This is a genomic window from Amycolatopsis rifamycinica (genome assembly GCF_000695625.1).
Classification (GTDB): domain Bacteria; phylum Actinomycetota; class Actinomycetes; order Mycobacteriales; family Pseudonocardiaceae; genus Amycolatopsis; species Amycolatopsis rifamycinica.
On sequence record NZ_JMQI01000054.1, the window covers coordinates 1 to 14405 of the forward strand.

At 72.1% G+C, this 14405-nt stretch carries 15 protein-coding genes; 7 read left to right on the top strand and 8 right to left on the bottom strand.

Annotated features, from left to right (window positions below; translation table 11 throughout):
- Window positions 1-834, bottom strand: an 834-nt coding sequence (locus DV20_RS25035) for a LysR family transcriptional regulator (protein ID WP_407638349.1), incomplete at its 3' end; no start/stop codon positions are given.
- Between the two features lie 35 nt (window positions 835-869).
- Here DV20_RS25035 and DV20_RS25040 point away from each other — a divergent pair.
- Entirely contained in the window at window positions 870-2048 is a 1179-nt protein-coding gene (locus tag DV20_RS25040; protein ID WP_043784300.1) for an MFS transporter, read from the top strand.
- 142 nt (window positions 2049-2190) lie between these two features.
- On the opposite strand, the gene DV20_RS25045 is transcribed toward DV20_RS25040, so the two are convergent.
- Entirely contained in the window at window positions 2191-2835 is a 645-nt protein-coding gene (locus DV20_RS25045) for an O-methyltransferase (RefSeq protein WP_043784302.1), read from the bottom strand.
- A gap of 190 nt (window positions 2836-3025) precedes the next feature.
- Here DV20_RS25045 and sigE point away from each other — a divergent pair, with 190 nt between their 5' ends.
- The 4 genes from sigE to tatB all read left to right on the top strand — a co-directional run bounded on the left by sigE (window position 3026) and on the right by tatB (window position 6868).
- Window positions 3026-3637, top strand: coding sequence for an RNA polymerase sigma factor SigE (gene sigE / locus DV20_RS25050; protein ID WP_043784303.1), 612 nt, complete (start codon window positions 3026-3028; stop codon window positions 3635-3637).
- Window positions 3634-4284, top strand: a complete 651-nt coding sequence (locus DV20_RS25055) for an anti-sigma factor family protein (RefSeq protein ID WP_043784305.1) — start codon at window positions 3634-3636, stop codon at window positions 4282-4284. The genes sigE and DV20_RS25055 overlap by 4 nt, the downstream gene beginning before the upstream one ends.
- A 565-nt stretch (window positions 4285-4849) precedes the next feature.
- Window positions 4850-6367 (top strand): trypsin-like peptidase domain-containing protein, encoded by a 1518-nt coding sequence (locus tag DV20_RS25060; protein WP_043784306.1) that lies wholly within the window; start codon window positions 4850-4852, stop codon window positions 6365-6367.
- Window positions 6368-6445: 78 nt separating this feature from the next.
- Window positions 6446-6868 carry a Sec-independent protein translocase protein TatB gene (gene tatB / locus DV20_RS25065; RefSeq protein WP_043784308.1) on the top strand — a complete coding sequence of 141 codons (423 nt, stop codon included), beginning with the start codon at window positions 6446-6448 and terminating at the stop codon, window positions 6866-6868.
- Between the two features lie 85 nt (window positions 6869-6953).
- On the opposite strand, the gene DV20_RS25070 is transcribed toward tatB, so the two are convergent.
- The 4 genes from DV20_RS25070 to DV20_RS25085 are packed head-to-tail and all read right to left on the bottom strand — an operon-like array spanning window position 6954 to window position 10859.
- Window positions 6954-8099 carry an Mrp/NBP35 family ATP-binding protein gene (locus DV20_RS25070; RefSeq protein ID WP_043784481.1) on the bottom strand — a complete coding sequence of 382 codons (1146 nt, stop codon included), beginning with the start codon at window positions 8097-8099 and terminating at the stop codon, window positions 6954-6956.
- A gap of 10 nt (window positions 8100-8109) precedes the next feature.
- A complete protein-coding gene (locus tag DV20_RS25075) occupies window positions 8110-8610 on the bottom strand; it encodes a DUF1003 domain-containing protein (RefSeq protein ID WP_043784310.1) in 501 nt (166 codons plus the stop codon).
- On the bottom strand, window positions 8603-9880 hold the full coding sequence (locus DV20_RS25080) for a magnesium transporter MgtE N-terminal domain-containing protein (RefSeq protein WP_043784312.1): 1278 nt from the start codon (window positions 9878-9880) through the stop codon (window positions 8603-8605). Before DV20_RS25080 ends, DV20_RS25075 begins: the two co-directional genes overlap by 8 nt.
- Before the next feature lie 10 nt (window positions 9881-9890).
- Window positions 9891-10859 (bottom strand): aminoglycoside phosphotransferase family protein, encoded by a 969-nt coding sequence (locus tag DV20_RS25085; protein ID WP_043784313.1) that lies wholly within the window; start codon window positions 10857-10859, stop codon window positions 9891-9893.
- Between the two features lie 95 nt (window positions 10860-10954).
- On the opposite strand from DV20_RS25085, the gene DV20_RS25090 reads away from it, so the two are divergent.
- Complete coding sequence (locus DV20_RS25090) at window positions 10955-11839, top strand: SPFH domain-containing protein (RefSeq protein WP_043784315.1); 885 nt, start codon at window positions 10955-10957, stop codon at window positions 11837-11839.
- Here the strand turns inward: DV20_RS25090 and DV20_RS25095 are convergent.
- A complete protein-coding gene (locus DV20_RS25095; protein WP_043784316.1) occupies window positions 11836-12534 on the bottom strand; it encodes a DUF4190 domain-containing protein in 699 nt (232 codons plus the stop codon). The two genes, DV20_RS25090 and DV20_RS25095, sit on opposite strands and share 4 nt — an antisense overlap.
- A 43-nt stretch (window positions 12535-12577) precedes the next feature.
- Window positions 12578-12958: a DUF4190 domain-containing protein gene (locus DV20_RS25100; protein ID WP_043784318.1), complete on the bottom strand. Its 381-nt coding sequence runs from the start codon at window positions 12956-12958 to the stop codon at window positions 12578-12580.
- Between the two features lie 140 nt (window positions 12959-13098).
- Here DV20_RS25100 and DV20_RS25105 point away from each other — a divergent pair, with 140 nt between their 5' ends.
- Window positions 13099-14295 (top strand): acyl-CoA dehydrogenase family protein, encoded by a 1197-nt coding sequence (locus DV20_RS25105; protein WP_043784319.1) that lies wholly within the window; start codon window positions 13099-13101, stop codon window positions 14293-14295.
- The last annotated feature ends 110 nt before the right edge of the window (window positions 14296-14405 follow it).

Sequence of the window (14405 nt, forward strand, 5' to 3'; positions counted from 1 at the left end):
GTACGGCGGGGGCGACAGCGGCACCTCCGCCACCCCCGCCGGCGTGCCCGGCCCGAACCGCGGCAGCAGCGCCACGCCCAGCCCGGCCGCCACCAGGCCGCGCACGGTGTCCGACTCCTGGCCCTCGAACGCGATCCGCGGCGTGAAGCCCGCCGCCGCGCAGAGCTCGTCCGTCAGCGTCCGGACGCCGTACCCCGGCTCGAGCAGCACGAACTCCTCTTCCGCGAGCTCCGCCACCCGCACTTCGCGGCGTCCCGCCAGCCGGTGGCCCGCCGGGACCGACAGCAGGATCTCCTCGTCCACCAGCCCCGCGCAGGCCAGCGCCGGCACGTCGGGCAGCGGCGCCACCAGGGCCAGGTCCAGCTCGCCGCCCGCCAGCCGGTCGACCATGTCCTGCCGCGAGCCCTGGACCAGCGTGAACCGCACGCCCGGGTAGCGCGCCCGGTACCCGCGCAGCAGCGAAGGCACCAGCGATCGCCCGAGCAGGTGCAGGAACCCCAGCACGACGTGGCCCGACTCCGGCGACACCTCCTCGCGCGCCAGCCGGACGCCGGTGCCGACCGCCGCCAGCCCGCGCTCGGCCGCCTCGGCCAGCAGTTCCGCGGCCCGCGTCAGCCGGATGCCGCGGCCGTCCGGGACCGTCAGCGGCGCACCCAGCGCGTCCGCCAGCGCGGCGAGCCGCCGGCTCACGGTGGGCTGCGGCACACCCAGCAGTTCGGCCGCGCGTGTGACGTTCCTCGTCTCCCGCAGGGCGGCGAGCAACGGCAGGTGGGGCGCGACCTGCGCGGACAGCGAGTCATACGTCACCGCATCGATTCTGCCACCCGGATGCATTAGACGTATTGATTAGGCCTGCTTACTTTCAGGAAGTGACTTCCACCCGCCGAGTCAAGACCGCCGTCGCCGCGGCCGGGATTTCCTCGTTCGCCCTGCTCTACGCGCCCCAGCCGGTCCTGCCGCAGCTGGCGGCGCAGTACCACCTCGACCCGGGCGGCGCGGCGCTCGCGGTGAGCGTCGCGACGGGCGCGCTCGCCATCGCGGTCCTGCCCATCGCGGCGCTGTCCGAGGTGGTCGGTCGCCGCCCGGTGATCCTGACGTCGGTCATCGCGTCGGTCGTGTGCGGCCTGCTGCTGCCGCTGATGCCGACGTACCCGGCCCTGCTCGTCCTGCGCGCGCTGCAGGGCGTCGCGATCGCCGGCTTCCCGGGCGTGGCGGCGGCCTACCTGGCCGAACGCCTCGGCCGCGCGGGCGTCGCGGCGGCGGTGGGCGCGATGATCGCGGGCAACACGGTCGGCGGCATGCTGGGCAGGCTGGCCAGCGGGTTCACGGCGGGCCCCCTCGGCTGGCGCGGCGCGCTGCTGGTCGTGGCGGGCGTGGGTGCGGTGTGCTCGGCGATCACGGTCGTGACGCTGCCGCCAGGTACTCGTCCCGGCCGTGTCCACGGCGTCGGGCGAGGGCTGCTGACGGCGCTGAGCAAGCCGGTCCTGCTGGCCCAGTACGCGGTGGCGCTGCTGGCGATGGGCTCGTTCGTCGCCCTCTACAACGCGGCGGGCTTCCGGCTGACCGGTTCGCCGTTGGGGCTGTCGCCGGCGGTGGCGTCACTGGTGTTCCTGGCTTACGCGACGGGCTCGGTGTCCTCGGCGGCGGCCGGACGGCTGGTGGCCCGGGTGGGCCGCCGACGGGCCTTGATCGGCGCGTTGCTGCTGACGGCAGCCGGCGCGGCGCTGACCCTGCCGGACTCGTTGCCGCTCGTGATCGCGGGCTTCTTGGTGCTGACGTGCGCGTTCTTCGCGGCCCACGCGGTGGCGAACGGCTGGGCGGCGGCGGACGCCCCGGAGACCGCCCGAGGCCAGGTGGGCGGAACGTACACGGCGACGTACTACCTGGGCAGCAGCGTCGGCGGGGCCGCGGGGGCCTGGGTGTACGGGCACGCGGGGTGGTCGTGGCTGATCGCGGTGGTGGCGGTGTGGCTGCTGCTGGCGGTGGCCGCGGTGGTGGCCGGGACGCGGGTCCGAGCCGGGCGGCTCGAGCTGGTGGAGGTGGGTTGAGGCTTGGCGCTCTGTTGTTGTCCACAGCCGAGCCCCCACCCTCACCGGGGGGCGTCCCCAGGTCCAGTCTATCGACCCCCACCGGCCAGACCCCTCGCGAACAGCGAGTTGTCCACAGCCGAGCCGAGTTGTGGACAACGACTCAGGTGGCCGCGCCGACCAGCAGCCCGCCGCCCACCGGCAGCAGGGCCGGGACCAGGCGTTCGTCCTCCCGGAACGCCCGCGCCACCTCGCGCAGCGCCAGCGTCTCCGGATCGCGGTGCGCCGGGTCGATCACCCGCCCGCCGGCCAGCACGTTGTGGAACGCGATGATCCCGCCGCGCCGCAGCAGCGACACGCCCAGCTCGTAGCAGCCGGGGTACTCGATGTGCGCCGAATCGACGAACACCAGGTCGTAGCCACCCGGGGTGAGGCGCTGCAGCACGTCGAGGGCGCGACCGATGATCAAGCGGGTGCGGCCGGGCGCGAAGCCGGCCTCGCGGAACGCCGTGCGCGCCGCCCGCTGGTACTCCGGCTCCACGTCGATCGAGGTCAGCACGCCGTCGGGGGCCATGCCGCGCAGCAGGCTCAGGCCGCTCACCCCCGCTCCGGTGCCGACCTCGACCACGGCTTTCGCGCACAGCGTCGCGGCCAGGAAGCGCAGCGTCGCTCCCGCACCCTCGCTGAGCGGGGTGCAGCCCAGGTCCTCGGCCCGTGCCCGCGCCGAGGACAGCACCTCGTCGTCGGGCAGGTACCCGTCGACGAACCCGGAATCGGCCGGTGCGGCCGCAGGGGTGGGCGTGTTCACGCAGGGAGGTTAGCGTTGGTTGTCGATAAATCCGCGCAGGCTCCCTGGTAAGCACCCGTGAAGAAGTTCTCAGCCTGCTCTCAGTCCAGTCTCACTAGAACCATAAGGAAGCCGGAAAGACTGAAATCCGGACACACGGGAACACCGTGCCGAGGGCCCGCGTTGGGTGGAGCAGACAGGAGAAACGCTGATGGAGGTGCCTGCTCCCGCGATGCAGAACGCCGTTGCCGATGCCGGGGCTGAGCCGGTGACCCTGGACGAGGCGGTCTGGACGCCGCCGTCCTGGGACGAGGTCGTGCGCGAACACGGTGACCGCGTCTACCGGCTCGCCTACCGCCTGACCGGCAACACCCACGACGCCGAGGACCTCACGCAGGAGACCTTCATCCGGGTCTTCCGCTCGCTGGCGTCCTACAAGCCCGGCACGTTCGAGGGCTGGCTGCACCGGATCACCACCAACCTGTTCCTCGACATGGCCCGCCGCCGCTCGCGCGTGCGGATGGAGGGCCTGCCCGAGGACACCGACCGCATCGTGGGCGACGACCCGAGCCCCGAGCAGGTCTACACGGACACCCACCTGGACCCGGACCTGCAGGCGGCGCTCGACGAGCTGCCCCCGGAGTTCCGCGCCGCCGTGGTGCTCTGTGACGTCGAAGGGCTGTCGTACGAGGAGATCGGCGCGACACTGGGTGTTAAGCTGGGCACTGTCCGCAGCCGCATCCACCGCGGCCGTCAGGCGCTGCGCGCGTCGCTCGAGCGTCGTCGCGCTTACGGACCGCAGTCTGCGAAGGTGACGGTATGACCGCACCGCGAGGCTGGGCACTTCCCGAGTCGCACCTGCTGCCGGACGTCGTGGTGGCGTTCGTCGACGGCGAGCTGTCCCACGGCGCACGTGACCGCGCGGCGTCGCACATCACCCGCTGCACGGCGTGCGCGGCGGAGGTCCGCGCGCAGCGTCAGACGGTCGAGGCGATCCGCCGCGCGGGCGCGCCGTCGATGTCGGCGGGGTTCCTGGCGAGCCTGCAGTCGATCCCGCAGCACACGGAACTGCCGAGCACCCCGGACAACCTGGCGATCACCGCGGACGGCCAGCTGGTCGCGGTCCAGCGCCCCGACCGGGTCGCGGGCCTGCGCGATTCGGGCGTGCTGGGCGGTGTGGCGCCGTTGGGATCATCGGCCCCGCTGGGCCAGTCACCGAACGTCCTCGGCGGCGGCCGGTTCAAGCGCCGCGCCGCGCAGGGAGCGGGCGTCGTGGTGTCGGGCCTGGTCCTGAGCGCATTGGCGCTGGTGGGAACATCGGCGGACGGCGACGGATCCCCGGAGACGGGCGGCGGAGCACCCCAGCCGGCGAACCTGCTGCCGGCCCAGATGGCGGTGCCCCAGCAACCGGCCCCGCTTTCGACCCCGGCCACGACGACACCGGCGGCGGTGCCGGCGGGCATCCGCTGAGAGGACTGTGAAGGCCGCTGCGGACGTTGTCCGCGGCGGCCTTCGGTGTGTCCGGGGGTGACCTTCAGCCCGGCGAGGCGCTTCGGTGGAGTGAGCTTGGGGCGGCCAGGCTGGGTGCCCTCGGTGGCGGAGCTGGCCGACGCGCGGTGGGTATGGCGGGTCTCAGCGGTTCGGCTTGGGCTCGCTCGATCGGCGCGGCTCGGCTTGGCTCGCTCGATCGGCCGCTGATCGTGCAGGGCCAGGTGGCGGCTGGGGCGTTCTTCGCTGCCTCTCTCGGCACAGCCCCGCCCTCAGCGCAGCCCCGCCCTCAGCGCAGCCCCGCCCTCAGCGCAGCCCCGCCCTCAGCGCAGCCCCGCCCTCCCTGGGGGGCGTGCCCATATCCAGCCTATCGCCACCCCCGGACGAAAACCGCCGTTCACGGCCCCTCCCAGCCGCCGTGTCCACATCGGTGCCGGCCTGTGGACGAGGCGCCCAAGAAACAGCCACTTCACCCGTGGACCGGCAGACTCGGAGCACTGGGCTTGGGTATCGTCACGCCCAGCCACCTGATCTTCTGCACCGGGGAATGATGACCGAGCCGAACGTGAATCCCGAGCAGCCCGGCGCGCGTGAAGCCGACCGGCTGGGCCCGCGGCCGCTCGCGCGGCCGGCCGTCGATCCGGCGCAGGCCGCCGTGTTCGGCAGGCCGCAGGGTGTCGACGGGGCGTTCGACCAGCTCTACTCCCCGCAGAAGACCAACGGCGTCAACCTCGCGCCGCCCGCGCCCGAGTCGCTCGCCGAGGCCTTCCGGCGGCCGCCCGGGGCCGAAGGGGTCCTTCTCGAACGGCCGCGGGAAGCCACCGGGGCCGCTCCCGATGCCGAACCGCCGCTGTGGGCCGGGACGCGGGACCCGTGGCGGGATCCCGGGGCCGCCGCCGTGCTCGCCGGGCCCGCCGTGGCCACCGAAGACGACGAAAAGCCCGTGAAACGGCCCCCCGGGGCGCTGCTCAGCCTGCCCGAGGTGCTCTTCGGACGGCGGGTGCAACCCAAGGCGCTCGTCCTGCTCGGGGTCGTCGCGCTGCTCATCGGCGCCGCGGGCGGGTTCGTCGGGTGGTGGGCCGCCGACACCGGGAGCGGGCTCACCGGCTCCGCCACCATCTCCGAAGCCGAGGCCGGCAAGGAACGCCCCGCCGGGTCCGTCGCCGAGATCGCCAAGCGCGTCGCGCCCGCCGTCGTCTCGCTCGAGGTGTTCAAGCCCGGTGCCGAGTCCGGTGAGCAGGGCTCCGGCGTCGTGATCGACCCGCAGGGCTACGTCCTCACCAACGAACACGTCATCGCCTCCGCCGCCGCGGACCCGGGCGTCAAGGTCACGGCCGTCTTCTTCGACGGCACGCGCACCGAGGCGAAGCTCGTCGGCGCCGACCAGAAGACCGACCTCGCCGTCGTCAAGGTCAACGTCACCAACCCGACCGTGCTGCAGATCGGCAAGTCCGCGGACCTGCAGGTCGGCGACACCGTGATGGCCATCGGCTCGCCGCTGGCGCTGCAGAACTCGGTGACCGCCGGCATCGTCAGCGCGCTGAACCGGCCGATCACCGCGGGCGGCGACAACGGCGCCCCGCCGGTCACCTACGAGGCCATCCAGACCGACGCCGCCATCAACCACGGCAACTCCGGCGGCGCGCTCGTCGACTCCACCGGCGCGCTCGTCGGCATCAACTCGTCGATCCGCTCGTCGGGCGCGGACGGCGGCAGCATCGGCATCGGCTTCGCCATCCCGAGCGACTACGCGATCAAGATCGCCAAGGCGCTGATCAAGGACGGCAAGGTCCAGCACGCCGACATCGGCATCAACGCGTCGTCGACGGTCGCCGGCTCGTCGACGATGGGTGCGCAGGTGAAGAACGTCGCGCCCGGCGGCCCGGCGGCGAACGCGGGCATCAAGGAAGGCGACGTCATCACGAAGATCGGCAACCGGCTGGTCCGCGACTCCGCGGAGCTGACGGTCGCGGTCCGCGCGCACGACGTCGGCGAGGTGGTGCCGGTGTCGCTGGCCCGCGACGGCGCCGGTTTCGTCGTCGACGTAACCCTGGCTTCCGACTGAGTTCCCGCGTTCGGCCTGCCGGAGCGCGGCGGGTGACGGGTACCCTGGGCGGGTAGGTTCATCTTCGGAGGTTGACTGGTGTTCGAGAGCGTCGGATGGGGCGAAATCCTCGTCCTGATCATCGCCGGTCTGTTCATCCTCGGCCCGGAACGGCTGCCCGAGGCGGCGTCCTGGCTCGCGAAGAGCGTGCGCAAGGTCCGCGAGTTCGCGACCGGCGCGAAGGAACAGCTCCGCGAGGAGATGGGCCCGGAGTTCGACCAGCTGCGCAAGCCGCTGGAAGACCTCCGCGGACTCCGGAACTTCGACCCGAAGCGGGTCGTGACGCAGCACCTGTTCGACGGCGACGCCGATCCGCTGGGCCTGAAGGGCATCACGAACGGCAGCAGCACCCCGGCGAACGGGACCAACGGCTCGAACGGCTACCTGGCCGGGCAGACCCAGTCGGCACCGGAGCCGCTCAAGCCGGGCGAGCGGCCGCCGATCGACCCGGACGCGACCTGATACGAAACGCCGCCTGGCTGGACGGTCCCCGGGGAGTGCCGCGGCTGGAGGCGGGTGCTCCGGCCGCGAACCCGCCGTCGACCGCTCAGCGCCCCGCCGGCGTCACGTTCAGCATCATCCCGGCCAGCCCGCGCGCCCGGACCGTCAGCTTCTTCGCCGCTTCCTTCAGCACCGCCGACGCCGGGGCCTCCGGCTCCGCCAGCACCAGCGGCGTCCCCGCGTCGCCCTGGGACACCATCCGGGGGTCCATCGGCACCTGGCCCAGCAGCGGCACCTCGGACCCGATCGACTTCGACAGCGACGACGCCACCGCCTGACCGCCGCCCGAGCCGAACAGCTCCAGGCGGGAGCCGTCCGGCTGCTCCAGCCAGGACATGTTCTCGATGACCCCCGCCACGCGCTGACGCGTCTGCAGCGCGATCGCCCCGGCTCGCTCGGCCACCTCGGCCGCCGCCTGCTGGGGGGTCGTCACCACCAGGATCTCCGCGTTGGGGATCAGCTGGGCCACCGAGATGGCGATGTCGCCCGTGCCCGGCGGCAGGTCCAGCAGGAGGATGTCCAGGTCGCCCCAGAACACGTCCGCCAGGAACTGCTGCAGCGCCCGGTGCAGCATCGGGCCGCGCCAGACCACCGGGGTGTTGCCCGGGGTGAACATGCCGATCGAGATCACCTTCACGCCGTGGGACTGCGGCGGCATGATCATCGTGTCGACCTTGGTCGGCTTCTCGCGGGCGCCCAGCATGCGGGGGATCGAGTGGCCGTAGATGTCCGCGTCCACGACCCCCACCGACAGCCCGCGCTCGGCCATCGCCGCGGCCAGGTTCACCGTGACCGACGACTTGCCCACGCCGCCCTTGCCCGAGGCCACGCAGTACACCCGGGTCAGCGAGCCCGGCTGGGCGAACGGGATCACCGGCTCCGCCGCGTCGCCGCGCAGGGACTTCCGCAGCTCGGAGCGCTGCTCGTCGCTCATCACGTCCAGCTCGACCCGCACGTCGGCGACGCCGGGGAGCTTCGAGACCGCTGCCTTCGTGTCGTTGGTCAGCGTCGCCTTGAGGGGGCAGCCCGCGACCGTCAGGTAGATCCCGACCGTGACCACGCCGTCGGCGCCGACGACCACGTCCTTGACCATCCCCAGGTCCGTGATGGGTTTCCGGATCTCGGGATCTTGCACGCTCTTCAGCGCGCTGCGGACATCGTCGACGCTGGGGAGCTGCTGGGTACTGGTCACCCCATCCATGTTACGAGCCGGTAGGAGTGCGGGACTTCCTGGGCTGGATGGACAGGTCCTCCCGCAGCCGGTCCAGCTCGCTGCGGAGGTAGTCGCGCGTCGCCACCTCGCCGACCGCCAGGCGCAACGCCGCCAGCTCCCTGGCCAGGTACTCCGTGTCCGCCTTCGTCTGGGCGGCCCGGTTCCGGTCCTCCTCCAGGGAGACGCGGTCGCGGTCGTCCTGCCGGTTCTGCGCCAGCAGGATCAACGGCGCCGCGTACGCCGCCTGGGTCGAAAAGGCCAGGTTGAGCAGGATGAACGGGTACGGGTCCCACTGCAGCGACACCGCGGTGATGTTCAGCACGATCCAGACGATGACGATCAGCGTCTGCCAGAACAGGTACTTCCCGGTGCCGAGGAACCGCGCCAGCCGCTCCGACAGCCGGCCGAAGGTGTCCGGGTCGATGTTCAGCCTGAACCGGTTCTGGCCGCGGGGCTGATCGAGCCGCCGTCCCGAAGTCAGCTCAGGCACGGTCTTCCTCCAAGGTGTCGTGCAGCCCGGTCTCCCGCCAGTCTTCGGGCAGCAGGTGGTCGAGGACGTCGTCGACGGTGACCGCGCCGATCAGGTGGTCCTCGGCGTCGATGACCGGCCCGCAGGTCAGGTTGTAGGCCGCGAAGTACCGCGTGACCTCGGCCAGCGAGGCCCCCGGTTTCAGCGGCGGGAGCCCGGTGTCCACGGCGCTGGCCACCAGCTCCGCCGGCGGCTCCCGCAGGAGGCGCTGGAAGTGGACGACGCCGACGTAGCGCCCGGTCGGCGTCGCGGTCGGCGGGCGGCAGACGAACACCATGCTGGCCAGGGCCGGCGGCAGCTCGGCGTTGCGGATGTGGGCCAGCGCCTCGGCGATCGTCGTGTCCGGGGTCAGCACCACCGGCTCCGGCGTCATCAGGCCGCCCGCGGTGTCCGACGAGTACTCCAGCAGCCGCCGGACCGGCGCCGACTCCGCCGGCTCCATCAGCTCCAGCAGCCGGCTCTGCTCGGCCGGAGCCAGCTCGGCCAGCAGGTCGGCCGCGTCGTCCGGGTTCATCGCCTCCAGGACGTCGGCGGCGCGCTCCTCGGCCAGGTAGGCCAGCAGTTCCTTCTGGTCGTCGTCCGGCAGTTCCTCGATGACGTCGGCGAGGCGCTCGTCGTCCATCGCGTCGGCGACCTCGTGCCGCCGCTTCAGCGGCAGGTCGCGCACGGTCGCGGCGATGTCGGCCGGGCGCATCGTGTCGAACAGCATGAGCAGCTGGCCCGCGCCCTGGGGCTGGCCGGTGAGGTCGGTCAGGCCGAGCCCGGCCACCTCCGACCACGGCAGCACCTGCATGGCCGCGCGGCGGCGGCCGAGCCCGAGGCGCCGTTCCCGGATGGCGAGCTTGGCCAGCACCCAGTCGCGGGTGCGGGTCGGCTCCATCCCGGCGTCGACGACGGTGATCCGGGTGTCCGAGCCGGCCAGCGTGGCGTGCGCGTCGAGCAGCTGGCCGAGCACCAGGACCTCGTTGGGGCGCTGGTTGAACTGGCGCATGTTGACCGAGCCGGTGGCGAGCGTCACGGCGGTCGGCTCGATCGAGGTGACCCGCAGCATCGGGACGAAGACGCGCCGCCGCGTGCTCAGTTCGACGACCAGGCCGAGGATCCGCGGCGGCTGCGCGTCCAGGCGCAGCCCGGCGACCAGGTCGCGGACGCGGCCGATCGACTCGCCGTCGGGGCCGAACACCGGCAACCCGGACAGCTGAGCTGCGAAAACCCTGTTGACGGCGGCCATGCCGTCGACACTATCGGCTGGCTGCCCAGGTAGCGATTTCCGCCACCGGTCTTTCGGGGGTCCGGGTGGCGGAGCCCCCGGCTCGGGGCGAAGCCCCGGATGTCACTGTGACGAAGGCCGGGTCGTCGCTGTCTTCGCCGGATTCCTCGTACTCTTCGAGCATCCAGATCCAGTTCTGCACGGCCCGCACGAGCGTCCAGGCGCGCGCTTTGTCGGCGTCCAGCTCCTGCGAAGCGACGATCAGCGCGAACCGTTCGTCCAGTGTGGACTCGCTGAAGCGGTTCCAGAACAGCGGGATGACGCCCCACTCGAGGTCGCCCGCCAACGGCTTCGGGTCGATGACGAGCCACGGCTCGCGCGTGCCGGCCAGGACGTTCTGGAAGTGCAGGTCCTCGTTCACCAGCAGTTCACCCGCCGACGGCCCGAGCTCGCGGCAGATCGCCACGGCGTCGTCGACCAGCCGCTTGTCGAACGGTTCGCCGAGTGTGGCCCAGCGGCGGGGGAGCTCTTCGACGAGAGACCCGGCTTCGGAACGCAGGTGCCGTCGCATCGACGCCGGTGCCGGGACGGCCAGGCGCCGCGCCAGGCCGCCGATGACCGGGATCGCCGAGCGCAGCGGGAGGTTGTCGAGCGTGCGCCCGGCGTCGAGCCGTTCGAGCAGCAGCACGCCGTCGTCCGGCGCGGATTCCAGCAACCGCACCGCACCGCGACCGGCCCAAGTGGACAGTGCCAGCGGCTCGTCGGCGGACTCCTCGTCGCGCCAGCCCAGCTTCAGCACCACCGGCGTGCCGTCGGCCAGCCGCGCGGGCTGGACCACGCCGACGTAACCGTGCATGGCGGCGCCCTCGAACGCACACCCCCACTTCCGGGCGTACTCCGCGGCGAGGTCCGGCAGGGCGGCCAGCCACGGGACGGCCTCCTCGCCGAGCACCCGGGGCGCGCGGGCGGCGAACAACGGCGGGACGCGAAGGTCGGTCACCCCCTCAGTCTGGCCGCCGCGTCCAGCGCGTTTCGTCAGGTCCCCGGCGAGCGTACGCTGGGTTTTCAGGGGGAAACGCAACCCCGGGAGCAGCCATGGTGGTGGAGATCCTCAGCGCCGTCGTCCTCGCGGGCGGAGTCTGGCTCGCGTCGAGCGTGCGCGTCGTCAAGCAGTACGAACGCGGGCTGATCTACCGGTTCGGGCGGGTGAAGTCGCGGGTCCGCGAACCCGGGCTGGCGGTGCTCGTGCCGTTCGCGGACCGGCTCCAGAAGGTCAACATGCAGATCGTGACCATGCCGATCCCCGCCCAGGACGGCATCACGCGCGACAACGTCACGGTCCGGGTCGACGCGGTCGTCTACTTCAAGGTCATCGACCCGGTCGTCGCGGCGGTCAACGTGCAGGACTACCGGTCGGCGGTCGGCCAGGTCGCGCAGACGTCGCTGCGCTCGATCATCGGCAAGAGCGACCTCGACGACCTGCTGTCCAACCGTGAGCGCCTCAACGAGGGCCTGGAGCTGATGATCGACAGCCCGGCGCTGGACTGGGGCATCCACATCGACCGCGTCGAGATCAAGGACGTCGCGCTGCCGGAGGCGATGAAGCGCTCGATGTCACGGCAGGCCGAGGCGGAGCGGGAACGGCGCGCGCGCGTCATCTCCGCCGACGGTGAGCTGCAGGCGTCGTACAAGCTCTCGCAGGCCGCCGCGCAGATGGCCGACACCCCGGCGGCGTTGCAGCTGCGGCTGCTGGAGACGGTCGTGCAGGTGTCGTCGGAGAAGAACTCGACGCTGGTGCTGCCGTTCCCGGTGGAGCTGCTGCGGTTCCTCGACGCGCAGACGCCGAAGCCGGCCGCCCCGGCGCCGCGGGCCGAGGCCGAGCCGGCGCCGGAGGCGATCGAGCCGAAGCCGGAGGTGAACGGCCACGCGACGTCGTCGCCGCGCAGCCCCGGCGACGCGGTGCTGCCGTCGGCGGACTAGTTGTCCAGGGAGCCGTTCGCGCCCAGGATGATCATCGTCGCGATGAACCCGACCCAGAGGGCGATCACGACGTAGCCGACGATCACGGCGGCCGTGGCCAGCCCGCGGCCGCCGCCTTCGCCGCGGTTGGTCTTGCTCAGCGCGATGTGGCCCATGACGAGCCCGGCGATCGCGGTGAGGCCGGAGCAGAAGCCGAGGATCGAGCACACGAGGGCGCCGATCGCCAGCGCGTTGTCCTGCGTGCGCGGCGCCGCGTACGGCTGGCCGAACGGCGCGGGCCTGCCGTACGGCGCCGGCGCCGCGAAGGGCTGATGCGGCTGCTGCTGGTAGACCGAGGGGATCGGCTGCCCCGGGGCGGTGTACGGCGTGCCGGGGATGTAGGCCGCCGGGGTTTCGTACGCTCCCGGCGGCAGCTGCCCGGGCTGTTCCGCGCTGACGGTCGGGCCGGCGGCCGCCTCGGCGGCGGGAACTTCGGCGGCCGTGGTGGCCGCCTCGGCCCCGGCGTCCGAAGACGCCGGGTTCGAATGCGCTGGGTCCGCAGACGCCGGGTCCGAAGGCACGGCGATCGTGGCGTCGGGCGACGGCGGGTCGTAGTTCTCCGGCTCGTACGGCGCCGGGCCCGCCGCCGGCGGCGGGTCGTACGCCACGGTCGGGTCGGTGGCCGGGCGGTCCTTGTCCCCGGTCGGGTCGGTCATGACGGTTCCCCTCGGTGCGGGTGGGAAGCCAACGGTGTCCCGGTCACGCGTAGCCCAGGTAGCCGAGGGCGAATCCGAGGGCGAGGAACGCGAAGTTGAGCGCGATCCCGGCGTACCCCACGATGATCGCCGCCAGCGCGACGCCCTGGCCTTCGGCCTCGCCGCGCTTCGCCTTGCCGTGGGCGATGTGGCCCATGATGATGCCCGCGATGCCCACCAGGAAGCACAGGACGACGCCGAGGATCGAGCAGACGAGCGCGCCGACCGCGAGCCCCGAACCTTCCCTCGGCGGGGCCTGCATCCCCGGGTAGGCGGGGAACTGCGGGTAGCCGCCGCTCGGGTACTGCTGGCCGTAGCCGGGCTGCGGGTAGCCACCCGACGGCGGCTGGCCGTACGGGTTGTTCGGGTCCTGCGGATAAGTCATGATCTCTCCCCTCCCAGCGCACTTTACGGGGCCGGACCCGCCCAGCGTGAGCGCCCTCATAGCAGGGTCGGGGCTTTCGGGTCATACTCACCGGTAACCCAGCGCCGGGAGCGGCGTCGTATTCCGGAAAGGGAGCCGTGATGGCCCGTCTCGCCCAGACCGCCGGCCTCACCGACGTGCAGTCGGAGATCCTCGCGACCGTCCGCCAGTTCGTGGACAAGGAGGTCATCCCGCACGCGCAGGAGCTCGAGCACGCCGACACCTACCCCGCCGACATCGTCGCGGGCATGAAGGAGATGGGCCTGTTCGGGATCACGATCCCGGAGGCCTACGGCGGGCTCGGCGAGTCGCTGCTGACCTACGCGCTGGTCGTCGAGGAGATCGCGCGGGGCTGGATGAGCGTGTCCGGCGTGATCAACACCCACTTCATCGTGGCGCACATGATCTCCCGCCACGGCACCGAGGCGCAGAAGCGGCACTTCCTGCCGCGGATGGCCACCGGCGAGGTCCGCGGCTCGTTCTCGATGTCGGAACCCGACCTCGGCTCGGACGTCGCCGCGATCAAGACGAGGGCCAAGCGCGAGGGCGACGGCTACGTCATCGACGGCTCGAAGATGTGGCTGACGAACGGCGGGTCGTCCAACCTGATCGCGCTGCTGGTCAAGACCGACGAGGGCGCGGAGAAGCCCCACCAGAACCTGACCACGTTCCTGGTCGAGAAGCCGGAGGGCTTCGGCGAGGTGGCGCCCGGGCTCACCATTCCCGGCAAGATCGACAAGATGGGCTACAAGGGCGTCGACACGACCGAAGCGGTCTTCGACGGCTTCAAGATCGGTGCCGACATGGTGCTCGGCGAGGCGCCGGGCAAGGGCTTCGCGTACATGATGGACGGTGTCGAGGTCGGCCGCGTCAACGTCGCGGCGCGCGCGTGCGGCATCGCGATCCGGGCGTTCGAGCTGGCGGTGGAGTACGCCCAGCAGCGCAAGACGTTCGGCAAGGCGATCGCCGAGCACCAGGCCGTGGCGTTCAAGCTGGCCGAGATGGCGACCAAGGTCGAGGCCGCGCACCTGATGATGGTGAACGCGGCCCGCCTCAAGGACTCCGGCGCGCGCAACGACGTCGAGGCCGGGATGGCGAAGCTGATCGCGTCCGAGTACTGCGCGGAGGTGACGCAGGACGCGTTCCGCATCCACGGCGGCTACGGGTACTCGAAGGAGTACGAGATCGAGCGCCTCATGCGCGAAGCGCCGTTCCTGCTGATCGGCGAAGGCACCAGCGAAATCCAGAAGACCATCATCAGCCGCGGCCTGCTGCGGGAGTACAAGTCCCGCTCCTGACCCGACCCGGCGCCACTTTCACGTGAAAGTGCCCAGGGGACGAGCGACTTGTCGCTCTGTCGACAAACGACCGCCGGGCCGTTCGGGGTAAGCGGGCTCGCACCGTCCGG